This is a genomic window from Herbihabitans rhizosphaerae (assembly GCF_004216555.1).
GTDB lineage: Bacteria > Actinomycetota > Actinomycetes > Mycobacteriales > Pseudonocardiaceae > Herbihabitans > Herbihabitans rhizosphaerae.
In genome coordinates, this window is the sequence record NZ_SGWQ01000007.1 from 41365 (window position 1) to 57428 (window position 16064).

Annotated in this window: 17 protein-coding genes and 1 pseudogene; 2 read left to right on the forward strand and 16 right to left on the reverse strand. The window is 67.5% G+C overall.

What is annotated here, in order from left to right:
• Window positions 1-60: 60 nt before the first annotated feature.
• Window positions 61-306 (reverse strand): annotated as a pseudogene (locus EV193_RS34785) (Scr1 family TA system antitoxin-like transcriptional regulator); the annotation flags it as partial.
• A gap of 95 nt (window positions 307-401) precedes the next feature.
• Between EV193_RS34785 and EV193_RS33435 the strand changes: the two are divergent.
• Both EV193_RS33435 and EV193_RS20690 read left to right on the forward strand, forming a co-directional pair.
• A complete protein-coding gene (locus EV193_RS33435) occupies window positions 402-551 on the forward strand; it encodes a hypothetical protein (protein ID WP_165401437.1) in 150 nt (49 codons plus the stop codon).
• A gap of 33 nt (window positions 552-584) precedes the next feature.
• Window positions 585-1433, forward strand: coding sequence for a phosphotransferase (locus tag EV193_RS20690; protein WP_130345857.1), 849 nt, complete (start codon window positions 585-587; stop codon window positions 1431-1433).
• Window positions 1434-1452: 19 nt separating this feature from the next.
• Here the strand turns inward: EV193_RS20690 and EV193_RS20695 are convergent, their stop codons facing one another.
• From EV193_RS20695 to EV193_RS20765, 15 genes are all read right to left on the reverse strand, one after another.
• The gene (locus EV193_RS20695) at window positions 1453-2613 is read right to left on the reverse strand and encodes an XdhC family protein (RefSeq protein WP_130345858.1); all 1161 of its coding nucleotides are present in this window, start codon (window positions 2611-2613) and stop codon (window positions 1453-1455) included.
• On the reverse strand, window positions 2613-3092 hold the full coding sequence (locus EV193_RS20700) for a nucleoside deaminase (protein ID WP_130345859.1): 480 nt from the start codon (window positions 3090-3092) through the stop codon (window positions 2613-2615). Before EV193_RS20700 ends, EV193_RS20695 begins: the two co-directional genes overlap by 1 nt.
• 13 nt (window positions 3093-3105) lie before the next feature.
• Window positions 3106-5013, reverse strand: a complete 1908-nt coding sequence (gene uraD / locus EV193_RS20705) for a 2-oxo-4-hydroxy-4-carboxy-5-ureidoimidazoline decarboxylase (RefSeq protein WP_130345860.1) — start codon at window positions 5011-5013, stop codon at window positions 3106-3108.
• A 24-nt stretch (window positions 5014-5037) separates the two neighbouring features.
• A complete protein-coding gene (gene pucD / locus EV193_RS20710; protein ID WP_130345861.1) occupies window positions 5038-7356 on the reverse strand; it encodes a xanthine dehydrogenase subunit D in 2319 nt (772 codons plus the stop codon).
• 5 nt (window positions 7357-7361) lie between these two features.
• Entirely contained in the window at window positions 7362-8711 is a 1350-nt protein-coding gene (locus EV193_RS20715; protein ID WP_130345862.1) for an 8-oxoguanine deaminase, read from the reverse strand.
• On the reverse strand, window positions 8708-9178 hold the full coding sequence (locus tag EV193_RS20720; RefSeq protein ID WP_130345863.1) for a (2Fe-2S)-binding protein: 471 nt from the start codon (window positions 9176-9178) through the stop codon (window positions 8708-8710). Before EV193_RS20720 ends, EV193_RS20715 begins: the two co-directional genes overlap by 4 nt.
• The gene (locus tag EV193_RS20725) at window positions 9175-10032 is read right to left on the reverse strand and encodes an FAD binding domain-containing protein (protein ID WP_130345864.1); all 858 of its coding nucleotides are present in this window, start codon (window positions 10030-10032) and stop codon (window positions 9175-9177) included. Before EV193_RS20725 ends, EV193_RS20720 begins: the two co-directional genes overlap by 4 nt.
• The gene (gene pucL, locus EV193_RS20730; protein WP_130345865.1) at window positions 10032-10910 is read right to left on the reverse strand and encodes a factor-independent urate hydroxylase; all 879 of its coding nucleotides are present in this window, start codon (window positions 10908-10910) and stop codon (window positions 10032-10034) included. Before pucL ends, EV193_RS20725 begins: the two co-directional genes overlap by 1 nt.
• 4 nt (window positions 10911-10914) lie before the next feature.
• Window positions 10915-11229 carry a hydroxyisourate hydrolase gene (gene uraH, locus EV193_RS20735; protein ID WP_130345866.1) on the reverse strand — a complete coding sequence of 105 codons (315 nt, stop codon included), beginning with the start codon at window positions 11227-11229 and terminating at the stop codon, window positions 10915-10917.
• Window positions 11226-11741 carry a 2-oxo-4-hydroxy-4-carboxy-5-ureidoimidazoline decarboxylase gene (gene uraD, locus EV193_RS20740; RefSeq protein ID WP_130345867.1) on the reverse strand — a complete coding sequence of 172 codons (516 nt, stop codon included), beginning with the start codon at window positions 11739-11741 and terminating at the stop codon, window positions 11226-11228. Before uraD (EV193_RS20740) ends, uraH begins: the two co-directional genes overlap by 4 nt.
• A gap of 190 nt (window positions 11742-11931) precedes the next feature.
• Window positions 11932-12831: a hypothetical protein gene (locus tag EV193_RS20745; protein WP_130345868.1), complete on the reverse strand. Its 900-nt coding sequence runs from the start codon at window positions 12829-12831 to the stop codon at window positions 11932-11934.
• Window positions 12832-13196: 365 nt separating this feature from the next.
• Entirely contained in the window at window positions 13197-13601 is a 405-nt protein-coding gene (locus EV193_RS20750; RefSeq protein ID WP_130345869.1) for a hypothetical protein, read from the reverse strand.
• Window positions 13594-14256: a dTMP kinase gene (gene tmk / locus EV193_RS20755; RefSeq protein ID WP_130345870.1), complete on the reverse strand. Its 663-nt coding sequence runs from the start codon at window positions 14254-14256 to the stop codon at window positions 13594-13596. The genes EV193_RS20750 and tmk overlap by 8 nt, the downstream gene beginning before the upstream one ends.
• Window positions 14237-14809: a 3'-5' exonuclease gene (locus tag EV193_RS20760; protein ID WP_130345871.1), complete on the reverse strand. Its 573-nt coding sequence runs from the start codon at window positions 14807-14809 to the stop codon at window positions 14237-14239. The genes tmk and EV193_RS20760 overlap by 20 nt, the downstream gene beginning before the upstream one ends.
• Window positions 14806-15957 carry a radical SAM family protein gene (locus tag EV193_RS20765; RefSeq protein ID WP_242613538.1) on the reverse strand — a complete coding sequence of 384 codons (1152 nt, stop codon included), beginning with the start codon at window positions 15955-15957 and terminating at the stop codon, window positions 14806-14808. Before EV193_RS20765 ends, EV193_RS20760 begins: the two co-directional genes overlap by 4 nt.
• Window positions 15958-16064 lie beyond the last annotated feature (107 nt).

Here is a 16064-nt window from a genome sequence, read left to right on the forward strand (position 1 = left end):
TCAGCGGGCCAAGTTCCACCGACATGCGCTCTACCTGGTAAAGCTGACTTACCTGGTGTCTCACCTGTGGATATGGGTGTCAAAGAGGTTCGCGCAGTCGCACCAGATAGGCATTCGTTGTTGCTCCGTTTCCAACCGGGTGATGCGATCGGCAATGAGCCCAGCCGAGTCTTCTGGGCTCATCGCCATTACTGCGAGTTGACCGTGGGCCTGAACGTAGCTGTCCAAGTCTCTGGGCTCCTCGTAGAGAAATAGGCTCGACCTCCAGTGTTCCAGGTGAACAATAGGCCGCCCGCTCTCGAATTCAAGTAGATCGAAGAAGCCTCACTTGCCGGAATGCCATCCAAGGCCGCGAGGTAGGACCTGGACCGTGACGTTGTCCAGCCGGCTGAATTCAAGCTGTGAACGTCGACCAGCTCGCCGCTGACACGGGCCTCGATGTGTCGGCAGTGGTCGAGTCCTTGGTAGAGAACCGTTTCTGCGCGGAGTTGACTGACGAACTCGCGGCGGGCTTCAACGGCCTCGTACCGCGCGAGCCGTCCGCCGTGTAGAACCTCACTCACTGCTAGCCAGAAGGGTTTCTCATGTCCCGCAGCGACCCGGCGGCCGTCGTACCTCCACCCGTGATCGATGTACGGGAGGAACAGCACGATGACGTTCTTGACCGCGTGGAGTCGGCGCTCGGCGTGCGGCTTGATCGCTCGTCAGTCGTGTACGGCGAGCACGGAGCCACCGAAGGTTTCCGGACAATCGCCGGAACCTGGCTACGCGTCGAGCGTCGTGGCCGCTGGAGGATCAACAGTGCCGCGTGGGTGGGACTGGAAGCCTCGGCGAGCATCCGCGGCGTGCAGAGCCCGGACTGGTTTCAGGGTGTGACCTGGATCGATTCGAAGCGAAACGTGGTGTGGCGGGCCGATGAGGTCGAGCTGATCCCCTCGCCACCAGTCGGTGATCTCGCGACCGCATCGGCCTTGCCCGACACCTGGTGGGCAGGCTTGAGGGAATCGCTGGCCGCACTGGCGGCGCATCAGACAGAACGGGTTGGTGTAAGGCAGACCCACCTCACCAAACGGATCACCGAAGTGTTCAGCGGCGTCGACACCACCGTCTACGACTGGACCACATCGCACACCGATCTGCACTGGAGCAACCTCACCGTCGACGGCCACCTCCTCGATTGGGAGGAATGGGGCACCGCGCCGCGAGGCTACGACGCGGCCTGCCTCTGGCAGGCGTCGCTCCCCAGTCCGATGCTCACCGAACGCGTGCAGAACGAATTCGCCACCGACCTCCAGACCCACTCCGGAAAACTGTCCCAGTTGATGTTGTGCGCCAACGCAATTCGCATCGCTTCAAAGCGCGGAACCCCAACAGCGCTTTCGGAACCCGCGAAGGCGGCATCGGCGGAGTTGCTCGCCGATCTTCGCTCCTGAGCCAGTCGAGTCTGTCGGCTCAGTGCGGCAGATCGTGATCGGGGACTCGCGGTCTGCTCGATTCGGCGGAGACGATGGCCTCGCCGTGGATTCGGCCGCGGGTGCGGGACAACGGCCTCCCGGTCGCGCCCCACCGGTCGGCGATGATCTCGGCGGCGATGGAGACGGCGGTCTCCTCGGGCGTGCGCGCTCCGAGATCGAGCCCGATCGGGGAGCGCAGGCGTGCGAGTTCACTGTCAGCGAGACCGAGTTCGGAAAGACGGGCGAGCCGGTCCGCATGAGTACGACGAGATCCCATGGCGCCGATGTATCCGGCGTCGGTGCGCAGGGCCAGTTCGAGCAGTGGCACGTCGAACTTGGGGTCGTGGGTGAGGACGCACATCGCGGTGCGCCCGTCGACCAGACCATCGGCGACCGCGCCGGCCAGGAAGCGGTGCGGCCAGTCGACGATCACCTCGTCCGCGTCCGGAAACCGTTTGCTGGTCGCGAAAACCGGGCGCGCGTCGCAGACGGTGACCCGGTAGCCGAGGAACTTCCCGGCGCGCGCCACGGCCGCGGCGAAGTCGATCGCGCCGAACACGAACAGGCGCGCGGGCGGCGCGAAGGACTGGACGAAGACCGCCTCGTCCTCGCGCCGCCGCTGTCCGCGGGGACCGTAGCGCCGCACGGCCGTGCTGCCCTGCTCCAGCATGGCCACCGCGTCCTCGGTCACCGCGGAATCCAGGAACGGATCGCCCAGCCCGCCGGACACCCGGTCCGGCCAGACGATCATCCGCGTCCCCAGCCGTTCGCCGCGGACCACGGTCGCGATGGCGACCGGGCCGGAGTCGATGGTGTCGGCCACGGCGTCGAACTCGGGGAACGTCGTGCGGTCGATCGGCTGCACGAGAATATCGATGACGCCGCCGCAGGTCAGACCCACGGCGAACGCGTCGTCGTCGGCGACTCCGTAGCGCTGGACCACCGGCCGCCCGGTCTCGATCACCTCGCGGGCCAGTTCGTACACCGCGCCCTCGACACATCCGCCCGACACGCTGCCGACGACCTCGCCGGCGGCCGAGACCGCCATCGCGGCACCGGCCTGGCGGGGCGCCGACCGGAAGGTGTCGATCACCGTGGCCAGCGCGAACCGCTCACCGGCGTCGAACCACGGGCGGACGTGATCGAGGACGTCGCGCATCAGTACTCCACCCGCTCCGGGTTGGCACTCCACGCCTCGAACGGGGCGTCGTGCGCGCCGACGGCCAACTGCGCGACCGGAACGTCCCAGGTGTCGCGCGGCGACTCGAACAGCTCGTAGAACGCCAGGTCGTCGAAGCCGGCCTTGGCCGCGTCGTAGCGGTCCGCGGCGAACACGACCCGGTCCAGCCGCGCCCACAGGGCCGAGGCGAGGCACAGCGGGCACGGCTCGCACGAGGTGACGAGCACGCAGCCGTCGAGCGTGAAGGTGGACAGTTTGCGGCACGCCTCGCGGATCGCCACCACCTCGGCGTGCGCGGTGGGGTCGAGGTCGCGGGTGACCCGGTTGACGCCGACGGAGATCAGCTCACTGCCACGGATGATCATCGCGCCGAACGGGCCGCCGCCGTCGGCCACGTTCTTGGTGGCGATCTCCACCGCGCGGTCGAGCCACGGACGCAGGTCGGGTTGAACAGACATTCCTGGTATTTCCTTACGTGCTGGGGATTGCGGGCACGGGCGGTTCGTCCACGAGGTCGCTGAGCCGCAGGTTGGCGATCTTGGCGATCTCCACCAACGCGGTGGCGCGTTCCTGTGCGGGTGAATTGGCCAGCCTGGCCTCGGCGGTGGCGAAGATCGCTTCCTTGGTGTTCTCGCGGACGCAGATCACCAGCGGGAAACCGAACTTCTCGTGATACGCCTCGGTGAGATCGTGAAAACGGTCGTATTCCTCGAAAGTGAGCCGATCGAGGCCGGCCGCGCACTGGTCGCGCAACGACTCCGGGCCGAGCACCTTCTCCACCAGCGCCTTGCCGGCCAGGTCCGGATAGGACTTGATCAGCTCCAACTGGCGGTCGTCCGGCGCGTCGAACAGGACGTTGTGGAACGCGTGCCGCATCGCGTAGACCCCGTCGAACGGGCGGGCATGCCGTGCCTCCTCGGCGATCCACGAACCGTTCTGGAAAAGCACGGAGAACCGTCGCGTGAATTCCTCGCGCGACATCTGGTTCACCTGGTCCAGCGTGACCCGATTCGGCGTCGGGTCGGCCGAGTTGACGCGATTCTTCTTGCCGCCCAACACATTGAACAACAGGTTCAGCAGGATCGCGGACAGGCTGCCGAGGGTGATTCCGCTGCCCACGATGACCTGCAGGCTGTCCGGCACATTGCTGAAGAACTTCGGCACACCGATCGGAACCAGCGCGAGTCCGACGCTGACCGCCACCACCATCACGTTGCGCTGGTCGTGGAAGTCCACTCGGGACAGTGTCTGGAAGCCGACTACCGCAACGGTTCCGAACATCGCCAGCCCCGCGCCGCCGAGCACCGGGTGCGGAATTCCCGCGACGATCGCGCCCGCCTTCGGGATCAGGCCGATCAGGATCATGAACAGGCCGGCGGACACGATCACGTACCTGCTCTTGATTCGGGTGAGCCGCACCAGGCCGACGTTCTCGGCGAAACACGTGTAGGGGAAGGAGTTCAGTACGCCGCCGATGGTGGTCGCGAGGCCGTCGGCGCGCAACGCACGGGCGATGTCGTCGCGGGTGATGCGCTTCTTGACGATCTCCCCGGTGGCGAACACGTCACCGGTCGTCTCCACCGCGGTGATCAGCATGACCACGACCATCGAGATGATCGCGGTGACGCTGAACTTGGGCCAGCCGAAGTGGAACGGTGTGGTCACCCCGAACCATTCGGAACTGGCCACCGCGTCGAAGTGCGCGTGTCCGAGCACCGCGGCCAGCACGGTGCCGACGACGAGCCCGATGAGTACGGCCACCGTGCTGAGGAACCCACGGGAGATCCGGTAGATCACCAGAATGATGGCCAGCGTGCCGAACGCGTAGGCGAGGTTGGTCAGGCTCGCGAAGTCCGGCGCGTCACTGTCGCCGCCGGCCGCGTCCTTGGCGGCGACCGGGAGCAGCGCGATGCCGATCACCGAGATGACCGTGCCGGTCACCACCGGCGGGAAGAACCGCACCAGCTTGCTGAAGAACGGCGCGATGAAGAACGTGAACAGGCCCGCCACGATGACCGAGCCGTAGATCGTCACCAGGCCCTCGGTACCGCCGCCGGCCGCGAGCCCGATGGCGATCATGGGGGAGACCGCGGTGAACGTGACACCCTGCAGTAGCGGCAGCCGCACCCCGATCTTCCAGAATCCGAGTGCCTGGATGATCGACGCGATGCCGCAGGTGAACAGGTCCGCGTTGATCAAGTGGATGAGCTGCTGATCGCTGAGCCCGATCGCGTTGGCCAACAGGATCGGCACGATCACCGCACCGGCGTAGAACGCCAATACGTGCTGGAATCCGTACAGGGCAAGCTTTCCGGTGGGCAATACCTCGTCTACCGGATGCTGGGATAAGGGCTTCTTGGAGCGGGTCCTGCCGAACATCTGCTGGACTCCTTCAGATCGGACCTAAGCGGTACCGGTGATGTCTTCCGGTCGCACGGGGCATCGCGGGATGGCGAGTCCGGTGGCGGCACGGATGGCGGCGACGATCGCGGGGGTGGACGAGATCGTCGGCGGCTCACCGACACCACGCAGCCCGTACGGCGCGTGCGGGTCGGCCAGTTCGAGCACGTCCACCTTCATGGGTGGCATGTCGAGGATCGTGGGGATCAGGTAGTCGGTGAACGACGGGTTGCGGATCTTGCCGTCGCGCACCTGGATCTCCTCCATGACGGCGAGGCCGAGCCCCTGCGCGGAGCCGCCGTGGATCTGCCCGACGACGGCGTCCGGGTTGATCGCCTTGCCGACGTCCTGCACGCAGTCCAGCGCGACCACGCGCACCAGACCGAGATCCACGTCCACGTCGACCACCGCGCGGTGTACCGCGAAGGCGTACTGGACGTGCGCGAAGCCTTGCCCTGTCGTGGGATCCAGCGCTTCGGTGGGGCGGTGGCGCCACTCCACGGTCTCGTCGATGACCTCGTCGCCGAGCACCTCGGCCAGGTCGGCGAGCACCCCGTGCCGGTCGGAGACGATCTTGCCGCCGTCCAGGTGAAGTTGGCCTTCGACGTGCAGCCGTTCGCGGGCGATGTCGAGCAGCAGGCCGCGCACCTTCTCGCAGGCGGCCTTCACCGCGCCGCCGGTCATGTAGGTCTGCCGGGAGGCCGAGGTGGAGCCGCCGCTGCCGACCTGGGTGTCGGCCGGGTGGATGGTGACCCGCTCGACCCCGAGTTCGGTGCGCGCGATCTGCGCCTGCACGGTGACCAGGCCCTGACCGACCTCGGCGGCGGCGGTGTGCACCATCGCGGTCGGCTCGCCGGCGATGACCTCCAGCCGCACCCTCGCGGTGGAGAAGTCGTCGAATCCCTCGGAGAAGCACACGTTCTTGATGCCGATGCCGTAGCCGATCCCGCGCACCACACCCTCGCCGTGGGTCGTGTTGGACACGCCTCCTGGTAGCTCGCGCAGGTCGTAGGAATCGGTCGGCGCGGCCGGCGGCAGCGGCATCGCCTCGACCCGGCGCAGCATCTCCGCGACCGGCGCCGCGCTGTCCACGACCTGCCCGGTCGGCATGGTCGTGCCCTCGGCCATGGCGTTGCGCACTCGCACCTCGACGGGGTCCAGCCCCAGCTCGGCGGCCAGTCTGTCCATTTGGGACTCGTAGGCGAAAGCCGCTTGTACCGCACCGAATCCGCGCATCGCGCCGCACGGCGGGTTGTTGGTGTAGGCGCCCCAGCAGTCGATCGTCACGTTGGGCGCCTCGTACGGCCCGACGCCGAGCGTCGCCGCGTTGGCCACCACCGCGCCGGTGCTCGACGCGTACGCGCCGCCGTCCAGGAACATTCGCGCCTTCACGTAGACCAACCGGCCCTCGCGAGTGGCGCCGTGCTCGTAGTACAGCTTCGCCGGATGCCGGTGCACGTGCCCGAAGAACGACTCCTCGCGCGAGTAGACGATCTTCACCGGCCGTCCGGTGCGCAGTGCCAGCATCGACGCGTGCACCTGCATGGACAGGTCCTCGCGGGCGCCGAACGCGCCGCCGACGCCGGCCAGCATCAGCCGCACCTTGTCGTTCGGCAGGCCGAGGCACTTGGCCACCTGCTTCTGGTCCACGTGCAGCCACTGGGTGGCGATGTACAGGTCGACGCCGCCGTCCTCGGCCGGCACCGCGAGCCCGGACTCCGGGCCGAGGAAGGCCTGGTCCTGCATGCCGACCTCGTACTCGCCGCGCACCACCACGTCGGCGGTCGCGTGCTGGTCGCCGCGCCGGATCGGCAGGTGCCGCACGAGGTTGCCGCCGGGGTGCAGCGTCGGCGCGTCGGTGGCGAACACCGCTTCTTCGGCGTCGGTGAGCGGTTCGAGGACCTCGTACTCGACGACGATCTTGTCGACCGCCCGGCGCGCGGTCTCCGGGTGGTCGGCGGCCACGATCGCGACCGCTTCCCCTTGGTAGCGAACGACTTCGTGGGCCATCACCGGCTGGTCGGTGTGCTCGAGGCCGAACAGTTTCTCGCCGGGGACGTCGTCGTAGGTCATGACCGTGTGCACGCCGGGCGTCTGCCACGCGCCGCTGAGGTCGATCGAGACGATGCGGGCGTACGGGTGCGGGGAGCGCAGCGTCGCGCCCCACAGCATGTCGTCCATCCACAGGTCCGACGAGTACGCGAACTCGCCTTTCACCTTCAGCGTGCCGTCCGGCCGCAGCGGGCTCTCGCCCACGCCGCCGGTGATGGGCGTGGTGATGCGGTCCGGCGCCTTGTCCGGGGCCTTGGTGGGTCGGCTCATCGATGTCACCTCGACAGGAGCGTGCGGTGGGCGGCGCGGGCGGCCGCGGCGAGCCGGCCTTCGTCCGCGGTGCGGAGGTGGTCGTCCTCGACGACGGGCTTTCCGTTGACCAGCAACAGTTCCAGGGGCGGACGCGGCCCGAGTACCAGTGCGGCCACCGGGTCCTCGATTCCGGCGTGGCCGAGCCCGTCGATACGCCACAGCGCCAGATCGGCGAGCTTGCCCGGTTCGAGCGACCCGATCTCGTCGGCGCGGCCGAGGCACGCGGCGCCGCCGATCGTGCCGAGGCGCAACGCGTCCCGGGCGGTCAGCGCCGTCGGCCCACCACGCAGCCGGGCGACCAGCAATGCTTCGCGTACGTCGTCGATCAGCGAGCTCTGCTCGTTGGACGCCGCCCCGTCGACGCCGAGCCCGACCGGTGCGCCCGCGTCCAGCAACGCGCGCACCGGCGAGATTCCCGCGCCGAGCCGGGCGTTGGACGTCGGGCAGTGCGCGACGCCGGTACGGGTTTTGCCGAAGCGTTTGACCGCCACATCGGACAGGTGCACGCAGTGCGCCAGCCACACGTCCTCGCCGAGCCAGCCGAGCCGGTCCAGGTATTCCGTCGGCGTGCAGCCGAAGCGCTGCTGGCAGAACTCCTCCTCGTCCAGCGTCTCGGCGAGGTGCGTGTGCAGCCGGACTCCCTTGCGCCGCGCCAGTTCCGCCGCCTCCTGCATCAGGTCCGAGGTCACCGAGAACGGCGAGCAGGGTGCGACGGCGACCCGCACCATCGCGCCCGGCGACGGGTCGTGCCACCGGTCGATCGCCGCTTCGGTGGCGGCCAGCGCCTCGTCCCGGTCCTCGACCACCTCGTCCGGCGGCAACCCGCCCTTGGACTGGCCGAGGTCCATCGAGCCGCGCGCCGGGTGGAACCGGACGCCGATCTTCCGCGCCGCCTCGATCTCCGCGGTGAACAGGTCGCCGCCGTCGCGCGGGAACACGTAGTGATGGTCGGTCGTGGTGGTGCAGCCGGACTTCGCGAGCCACCCGAGCGCTGCGGCGGCCGCGTCGGACACCGTCTCGGCGTCGATGCGCGACCACACCGGGTACAGCGCGGTCAGCCAGCCGAACAGCGTGTCCTGCTGCGCCAGCCCCCGGGTGGCCCACTGGTACAGGTGATGGTGGGAGTTGACCAGGCCGGGTGTGAGCACGCACCCCGACCCGTCGATCCGGCGCGCGTTCTCCTGCATCGGCGCGGAACCCGGGCCCACCGCGACGATGCGATCGCCCTCGACGACCACGTGCCCGTCGGCGTACTCGGTACCCGCACTGTCCACTGTGGACACCGCGCAACCCTCGATCACGGTCCGCGTCATGACACGGCCTTCCGGTCCGCGGCCAGCCGCACCGCGTCCAGGATCTTCTCGTAACCCGTGCAGCGGCACAGGTTCCCGGCCAGCGCCTCGCGGATCTCCGGGTCACTCGGGCGTTCGCGGCGCTCCAGCAGATCGTGCGTGGCGACGATCAGGCCGGGCGTGCAGAACCCGCACTGCACCGCGCCCTTCTCCACGAACGCCTGCTGCACCGGATCGAGCTGCTCACCCTCGGCGAGCCCCTCCACGGTCGTCACCTCGTGGCCCTCGGCCTGACCGGCGGCGACCAGACACGAGCACACCGGAACGCCGTCCAGGTACACCGTGCAGGAGCCGCATTCCCCTTGCTCACAAGCGTTCTTCGACCCGGGCAGGCCCATCCGCTCGCGCAGGACGTACAACAGGGACTCGCCCGGCCAGACGTCGTCCACCTCGCGGCTCTCGCCGTTGACCTCGCAGCGCAGTCTCATCGGTTCCTCCGGTACTCGTCCCAGGCCCAGCCGAGCGTGCGGCGGGCCATCACGGACAGGGCGTGCTGGCGGTAGCCGGCCGTGCCGCGAACGTCGTCGATGGGTGAAGCACTCTGCGCGACCAGCTCGCCGAAGCGGCGCTTCACGCTGTCCCGCAAGGGAAGTGGCGAGTCCCAGTCCAGCTCGCCGGCGATGAACGCCTCGGCATCGGCCGCGCGGCGCGGGGTGGGCGCTGCCGAGCCGACGCCGGTGCCGACCGTGCGGGTCGACGGGTGCAGCGCCAGCCCGAACGAGCAGACCGCGATCACCATGGCGTTGCGCGTGCCGATCTTGGCGAACTGCTGCGGGCCGTCGGCGGGGGAGATGTGGAACGCGGCGATCAGCTCGTCCGGCTCCATGGCGTTGCGCTTCACCCCGGTGTAGAACTCGTCCGCTGGGATCAGGCGCGTGCCGCGCACCGAGGCCACCTCGATCTCCGCACCGGCGGCCAGCAGCGGCGGGTGCGCGTCCCCGGCGGGCGATGCGGCGCCGAGATTCCCGCCGACCGTGCCGCGGTTGCGGATCTGCGGTGAGCCGACGGTGCGCGACGCCATCGCGAGGCCGGGCAGTGTCGCGCCCAGCTCGTCGATGATCCGCGCATACGGCACACCCGAGCCGACCCGATAGCGACCGTCCACAGTGAACCATTCGCGCAGCTCGGCGATCTCGGTGAGGTCGATCAGCACGTCCGGCCGGTGCACGTCGAAGTTCAGCTCGACCATCACGTCGGTGCCGCCGGCGATCGGCGTCGCGTCCGGGTGCTCCGCCTTGATCGCCAGCGCCTCGGGCCACGTTCTGGGTTTGTGGAACTCCATCACTCGCTCCAGGCCAGTCCGGCGTCCGGCGCGTCGTCGTGCAGCACGGTGCCCTCGATCAGTCCGTAGGGCCGGTCGGCGGCGAAGAACACCTCGTTGTCGTTGTCCAGGTCGAACGCCGACAGGTCGACCACGAAGTGGTGCTTGTTCGGCAGGGCAAGGCGAACCTCGGCGATCTCGGACCGGTTCTCGAGTACCCGTTGGCCCATCGCGTACAACGTCTGCTGCAACGAGAGGCTGTGCGTCTCGGCGAACGCCTCCACCAGGTGCCGCCGCGCCTCGGCGTAGGACTTGGCGAAGTCGCCCTCGGTCGAGGCGTACCGCCAGCGCGCGTTCACCGCGGTGGCCAGTACCCGGTCCGTGGTTTCCCGCAGTGTTGTGTACGAATCCCTGATATATCCCCAGAACTCCGACGCCGTGGAGTTCAGTACGACCAGATCCCGCAGCCCGGAGACCACCCACGCCCGGGTGCCGTCGTAGGTGACGGTGGCGGTGCGGGTCTCCACACCGGAGCGCTGAAACGAGTGCGGCGCGGGTGTGCCGCCGACCGACAGGCGCTCCCAGGTGTACTCCTCGATGTGCACCCGCGCGGTGTGGATGCTCGGCTGCGAGTCCACGAAGTGCGTGGCCAGCCGCAGCCCGAACTCCTCGATCTCGCCGACGCCGTGCTCCTTGGCGAAGGCGAAGACGGTGTTCTTCTGCGTGTCGGTGGGCAGTACCGCGGCGTTGTCACCGGTGAGGTGCGTCTCGGTCATGTCGCCGCCGAGCGCCACGCTGACGTTCAGGTCCTTGATCTCGTGCACGGCTCCGTCGCGTGTCACGTGCACCAGGCGGGTCTCGGCCTTGCCGTACTGGTTGGGGCCCAAGACGATGGCCATCGGGTCAGCTCCCTCGGTAGGTCGAGTAGGCGAACGGGCTCAGCAGCAGCGGGACGTGGTGGTGCTGCTCGGGTTCGGTGATCTCGAAGGCGACCACGACCTCGGGGTAGAACGCGTCCACGCCGAGCCCGGTGAAGTAGGCGCCGGTGTCGAACACCAGCCGGTGCGTCCCGGCGATCAAGTCGCCGAAGTCGCGGACCCGGCCGTCGTCGTCGGTGACCGCCTTGACCGTCGAGCCGTCCGGTGACTCCAGGCGGATCGACATCGCGGCGGCCGGTCGGCCCCGCGTGCTGTCCAGGACGTGGGTCGACAGGCTCATCGGGTGGCCTCCAGAAGCTTGCCCAGCCGCAGGTGGGTGATCTTGCGCAGCTCGTCGTGCACGACGCGGCGCTCGGTGTCCGGGTCGTTGCCCAGTCGCGATCGCAGCTCCACCAGTATCTCCTCGGCGCCGCGCCCGGTCGCGCAGATCAGGAACACGTGGCCGAACCGCTCCTCGTACTGGCGGTTGCCCTCGGTCAACGCGTCCACTGTGGACTCGGCGGCGTGGCTCGCCGCGGACTGTTCGCCACGCGACCAGGCGGACTCGCGGTCGGCGCCACCGGCTCGCTCACCGATGCGAGGGTGCGCGGCGAGCGCCTCGGTCACGTCGGCCCAGCCGAGATCGTCGAGCGCGCCGTCGGCCGCGTCTGCCAGCGCGGACCGGTCGGCATAGGGCCGTCCGGCTGCCACCTTCCCGGCCCACGCCCGGGACGCGCAGCAGGTGCGCAGTTCCGCGTCGGCGTCGTCGGCGGCCAGACCGTTCAGCCAGGTCAGGCCGGGTCCTTCGGTCATCGCGATGTGCTCCTGGAGTTCGATTGCCTGTGACCAGTAGCACAACAGCATGGCGGTGTTTCGGCCAAGAGGCGCGGAGCACGAAACTGGGTGAACCCGTGTGGGAGCTTTTGGAGGATCCTCCAACTAGCACTCCGGTGAAATCCTGTTCTCTTGCCGGCGATCCGCCAAGAGAACAGGATGTCGATGATCAGCCGGTGAGCCGCGCGACGTAGTCTCCGGTCGCCTGTGGATCGGTCACCCTGGTGCCGTGACCGACTGCCCAGAGACCGTGGCCGGGTTTGCTACTGAGGGCCTTCACGTCGTATTCGGTGAAAGGCGGGGTCGGGGTGGCCGGCCTCCATGCTTGGCCGTCCCACCGGATCAACAGACCGATCGTGCGACCGTCGACGCTGTGCGATCCGCCCGCCCACACCTCGGATCCGTGGACCGCGAGCGAAAGGACTCGTGGTCCGTTGTAGCTGGCCGGCCCGGGCTGGGGCTCGGGCGACGGAGTAACAGTCCATGTGCTGCCGTCACGCCGCATCAGGAACGCGTTCACGCTCTTGACGGAGATGTTGTTGGATTCGTACGTGGTCAGTGCTCCGCCGACCCAGGCCTGGCCCGCCGCGACAGTCACAGCGTTGAGTTGGACGGTCTGCAGTGGCGCCAAGCCGGGCGCGGGGAGATAGTTCCACGAGGTGCCGTTCCAGTGCAGGACAAGGGCACGGGCTTTGTTGGCCGGCGAATACAGGTCGATCGTGCCGACGGCCCAGACATTGTCCGGCGCGACGGCGTGCACACTGGCCACAGTGTTCTCACCGGCGGGCAGCGGCAGGAGCGCGCGCTGCCAGGATCCGTTCTGCCACTTGTAGATTTCCGTCGTGACCTTGTCGCCGTTGGACAGTCGGCCGACGATCCACGTTGTGCCGCCGACCACGCTGATGTCGTTTGCCCAGAACGGCGTGCCGGTCGCGCTGACCGGAAGCGGGATCGTGGTCCAACTCTGACCGGTCCACTGATAGGCGTTCTTGCTGTCCAACGTCCAAACGCTGGTCGCGCTCTCCGCCGAAATGGCGATCAGCTTGCCGTTGCACTCGTAGGACGGCATGGGGCCATCGGTCCACGCTTGACCATTCCAACGGCTCAGGTCACCGCAAGTGGATATGTTCGGCGGTTTGTTGAGGCGCCGTTCGCCGATCGCCCACGCATCTGTCGGGCCGGTCGCGGCGACATCGCGAAGGGTCTCGTCGGACTTGTTGTATCCGTTCGGGAATGCCAAGTGGTCCCATGCGGGCGCTGGCGCGGCGCTCGCCGGGGCCGCTGTGGCTATGAGACTGGCCGCTACCGTGCCGACAAGTGTTCCGATAATGGTTCTTCGTTTTCTCATAAGCCTCTTATATCAGCACTTGCGGACCCCTAGACCCCCTATTTATGGCTCTTCTGCTGTTTCTGTGGGTGGTTTGACGTGATCGTTTACAACGGGCGGATCACGACCGGGCGTTGTCGAAGCTCGACAGGCGACAAGCTGCAGAATGGTGGCGCGTTGTGGATCTCTATTCGATCGGTCGCGGTCGGCGGGTCAAGGGTGAGGATTGCCCGCAACGCGTGCACGGCCGCCATGTTGTGGTTGGCGCGCGCCCAACACCACTGCACCCAGCTTGGGGCGAACGGGTCGGCGTTCTCGTACAGCGGCGCGCGATAGGCCACGGCGCGATCATGGCCGCGCAAGATCACCACATCGGCGCGTCGCTCGTGTCGCCATTCGAGCATCGCGCACAGCAACTCGGGCGCGGCACGATCGCCGTAGAGATACATCGTCCAGCGACGACGACGCAGTTCGTCCAACCAGCGATCTATTTCGTGCCATGCGCTACCCATGGTCGCGCTCCCGGTTGGCGTGCACGACAGCCAACCGTCGGTCGAGCAGCTCCGTCAGTTCTTGGTAAATGACCGTTGCGGACCGTTCGGGTGGCTTCGTGGCGCAGTCCACGCGCAACACGTTGAAGTCCGCCGCTTCGAGCGTTTCGGTGACTTGGTGGTAGTAGTTGACCTTCCGGCGGCTTGTTCCGGGCGAGCGCTGGAAGCGGTTGTGCGGCCCGCGTGTCTCCAGCCGTTCGGCGATCACATCGGGGTCGGCTTCGAGAATGACGGCCAGGTCGGGCCGTTCAACCTCCTCATTGATCTGCCACAGGAACATCGGGTCGACATCGTCGAATCGCTGGATCACCAGACCGGAGGCAAAGTAGCGGTCGGAGACCACGACATGGCCATTCCTGACGTACGGCGCGATCTCCGTCTCGACGTGGTGGTAGCGGTCGGCCGCGTACAGGCAGGCCAACGCGTACCCGGTCACGGTCTCGGTCAGCTCCGAAGCGAGTGTGCCGATCGGCCCGGACGACGGCTCGGCCGTGACGTGGACGTGGCGCCCTTGGGCAAGCAGCAGGTGGGCCAAGTGCCGCACAATGGTCGTCTTGCCCGCACCACTCGGCCCGTCAACGCTGACGAACAGCCCGTCAGAACAGCGCTGGGTCATCGTCATCTCCGGTTGGCCGATCGCGCAGTTCCTCCAGTGGACGACGGGCGGCCAGGAGCACGAACAGGCGCGCGGTCACGATGGCGTCGTAGGTCGCTCGGTGCGGTTGATCCTCACCCTCAAGACCACTGGCGAGTTCGAACTCATCCACCAGCGCGCCGAGGCGGTAGCTTTTCCGTCCAGGCCACAGCCGGCGGGCGAGCTTGAGCGTGTCGAACACCTCGGGGCATTCCCAGCCATCGAGCTTGCGGCGAAGCACGTTGACATCAACGTGGGCGTTGTGGGCGATCAGTGCCGAGGCGTCCAGCGCCTTCAACACGTCAGCCGCAACGTCGGCGAAGGCGGGCGCGTCGGCCACTTGGTCGTTGGTAATGCCGTGGACCTTGCGGGCGAAGTGCGTGATCGGCTGGTCAGGTTTCACCAGCCAACTCATTGGCTCCTGAACGATCCCGCCGACAATCGGTACGGCGGCCAGCTCCACCAGGTCGGGCGGCTGGTGGCCGTCGCCCTCCACGTCCACGACGACGTAGTTCAGGGTGGTCCATTCCGTCATGCCGATGTTTCCTTCCAGCCGATGTCAGCCCGCCCGTGACGGTTCACGTGGTGCGGGTGGCGTTCGTCGTGGACCTGGAAGCCAAGCGTGTGCTGCAGGAAGTAGCGGGGTTGCTCGGTGGCCAGGCCTGACACGACTGTCGCCCGTTTGCTGATGTCTACGACTTGAAGGGCGTCGGCCTCGGGCAACACGCTGGCGGCCCAGTGGATGTCTTCGGCGGTCGGCACCCGATGGGCCGAAACGCACAGTTCAAGCTGGCTCAGCGGGCAGATGTCGCACAGCTCCGGAATGCCGTAATGGCCGTTGTAGTCCGGCAGGTTGTGGACATAGGACACTGCACAGGAGGTCTTGCGGAACAGCGCGGCCGACGTGGAGAAAGCCTCGAGCACGCGACGCTCCAGCGTCTCGGGCACGACTTTCCGCCGTGCCGTGTTCTCGTAGGGCTCTGGCAAGCCGTTTGCCTTGTAGTACTCGGTGATCTGATCCCGGTAGAACAGGCCCGTGAACACCGTGGCGTCGGCGTGCTTGCTCAACTCGTATGCGGCGGACAGGTGCTGGTCGCTGTCGTTCAGGCCGGGCACCAGCGGACGCCAGTACAAGATCGTGCGGTACGACCGACGCAGCGGCGCGCTCATCAGCTTCAGCGACTTGGCCGCCACCTCCGACGGGTACGGCTCGATTTCCTTGTGGTCGATCCGGGAATACGTGAACAGCAACGTCACCTTGAGGTGGCGAAGCTGGTTCAGCCGGTCCACATCGTCCGGCTTCAACTGGTGCCGCGTGATGATCAGGACGTGGTTGGTCAGCTCGCGCTCGTCCAGTTCTTCCAGCACGGCGTAGGTGTGCGGCCGGACCCTCGGCAAGAACGGCTCGGTCGCCCGGTTGAATACCTGAATCGGCGTGACATGCGGCTGGAAGTAACGGTGATTGACCAGCTTGTCCACGGCCTGAGCGTCGGACATCAAGGCCCGCGGCTGGTTCTCGTCCCACAGGCCGTAGGTGTGCCGAATGCAGTACGCGCACCCCAGCGAACAGCCCTGGATATGGTTCAAGCTCAAACCGCTCTTGCGGTACTCGACCACCTCACGCGCACGCTCGGGCAAGCGGTCGATCTGGTCCTCGGTCGGCAGGGGCACGGCGACAGGCACGGGGCTCTTCTCCAAGGTCAGAGGGGATGACGCTTGGGAGAGTAAGCAGACCGCGACGTAGGGCAGTAGCAAGTTGCTCTAGATTGCCCGCAATAGTTGAAGCGGGG

Bases quoted from the DNA above. Each gene is read 5' to 3' on its own strand.
- EV193_RS20725 (WP_130345864.1), bottom strand. From the start codon at position 10,032: ATGGAGTTCCACAAACCCAGAACGTGGCCCGAGGCGCTGGCGATCAAG.
- EV193_RS20750 (WP_130345869.1), bottom strand. From the start codon at position 13,601: ATGGGTAGCGCATGGCACGAAATAGATCGCTGGTTGGACGAACTGCGT.
- EV193_RS20715 (WP_130345862.1), bottom strand. From the start codon at position 8,711: ATGACGCGGACCGTGATCGAGGGTTGCGCGGTGTCCACAGTGGACAGT.
- uraD (WP_130345860.1), bottom strand. From the start codon at position 5,013: ATGTTCGGCAGGACCCGCTCCAAGAAGCCCTTATCCCAGCATCCGGTA.
- EV193_RS20690 (WP_130345857.1), top strand. From the start codon at position 585: ATGTCCCGCAGCGACCCGGCGGCCGTCGTACCTCCACCCGTGATCGAT.
- tmk (WP_130345870.1), bottom strand. From the start codon at position 14,256: ATGACCCAGCGCTGTTCTGACGGGCTGTTCGTCAGCGTTGACGGGCCG.
- pucD (WP_130345861.1), bottom strand. From the start codon at position 7,356: ATGAGCCGACCCACCAAGGCCCCGGACAAGGCGCCGGACCGCATCACC.
- EV193_RS20695 (WP_130345858.1), bottom strand. From the start codon at position 2,613: ATGCGCGACGTCCTCGATCACGTCCGCCCGTGGTTCGACGCCGGTGAG.
- pucL (WP_130345865.1), bottom strand. From the start codon at position 10,910: ATGGCCATCGTCTTGGGCCCCAACCAGTACGGCAAGGCCGAGACCCGC.
- uraH (WP_130345866.1), bottom strand. From the start codon at position 11,229: ATGAGCCTGTCGACCCACGTCCTGGACAGCACGCGGGGCCGACCGGCC.
- EV193_RS20745 (WP_130345868.1), bottom strand. From the start codon at position 12,831: ATGCCGTCCTACGAGTGCAACGGCAAGCTGATCGCCATTTCGGCGGAG.
- uraD (WP_130345867.1), bottom strand. From the start codon at position 11,741: ATGACCGAAGGACCCGGCCTGACCTGGCTGAACGGTCTGGCCGCCGAC.
- EV193_RS20700 (WP_130345859.1), bottom strand. From the start codon at position 3,092: ATGTCTGTTCAACCCGACCTGCGTCCGTGGCTCGACCGCGCGGTGGAG.
- EV193_RS20760 (WP_130345871.1), bottom strand. From the start codon at position 14,809: ATGACGGAATGGACCACCCTGAACTACGTCGTCGTGGACGTGGAGGGC.
- EV193_RS20720 (WP_130345863.1), bottom strand. From the start codon at position 9,178: ATGAGACTGCGCTGCGAGGTCAACGGCGAGAGCCGCGAGGTGGACGAC.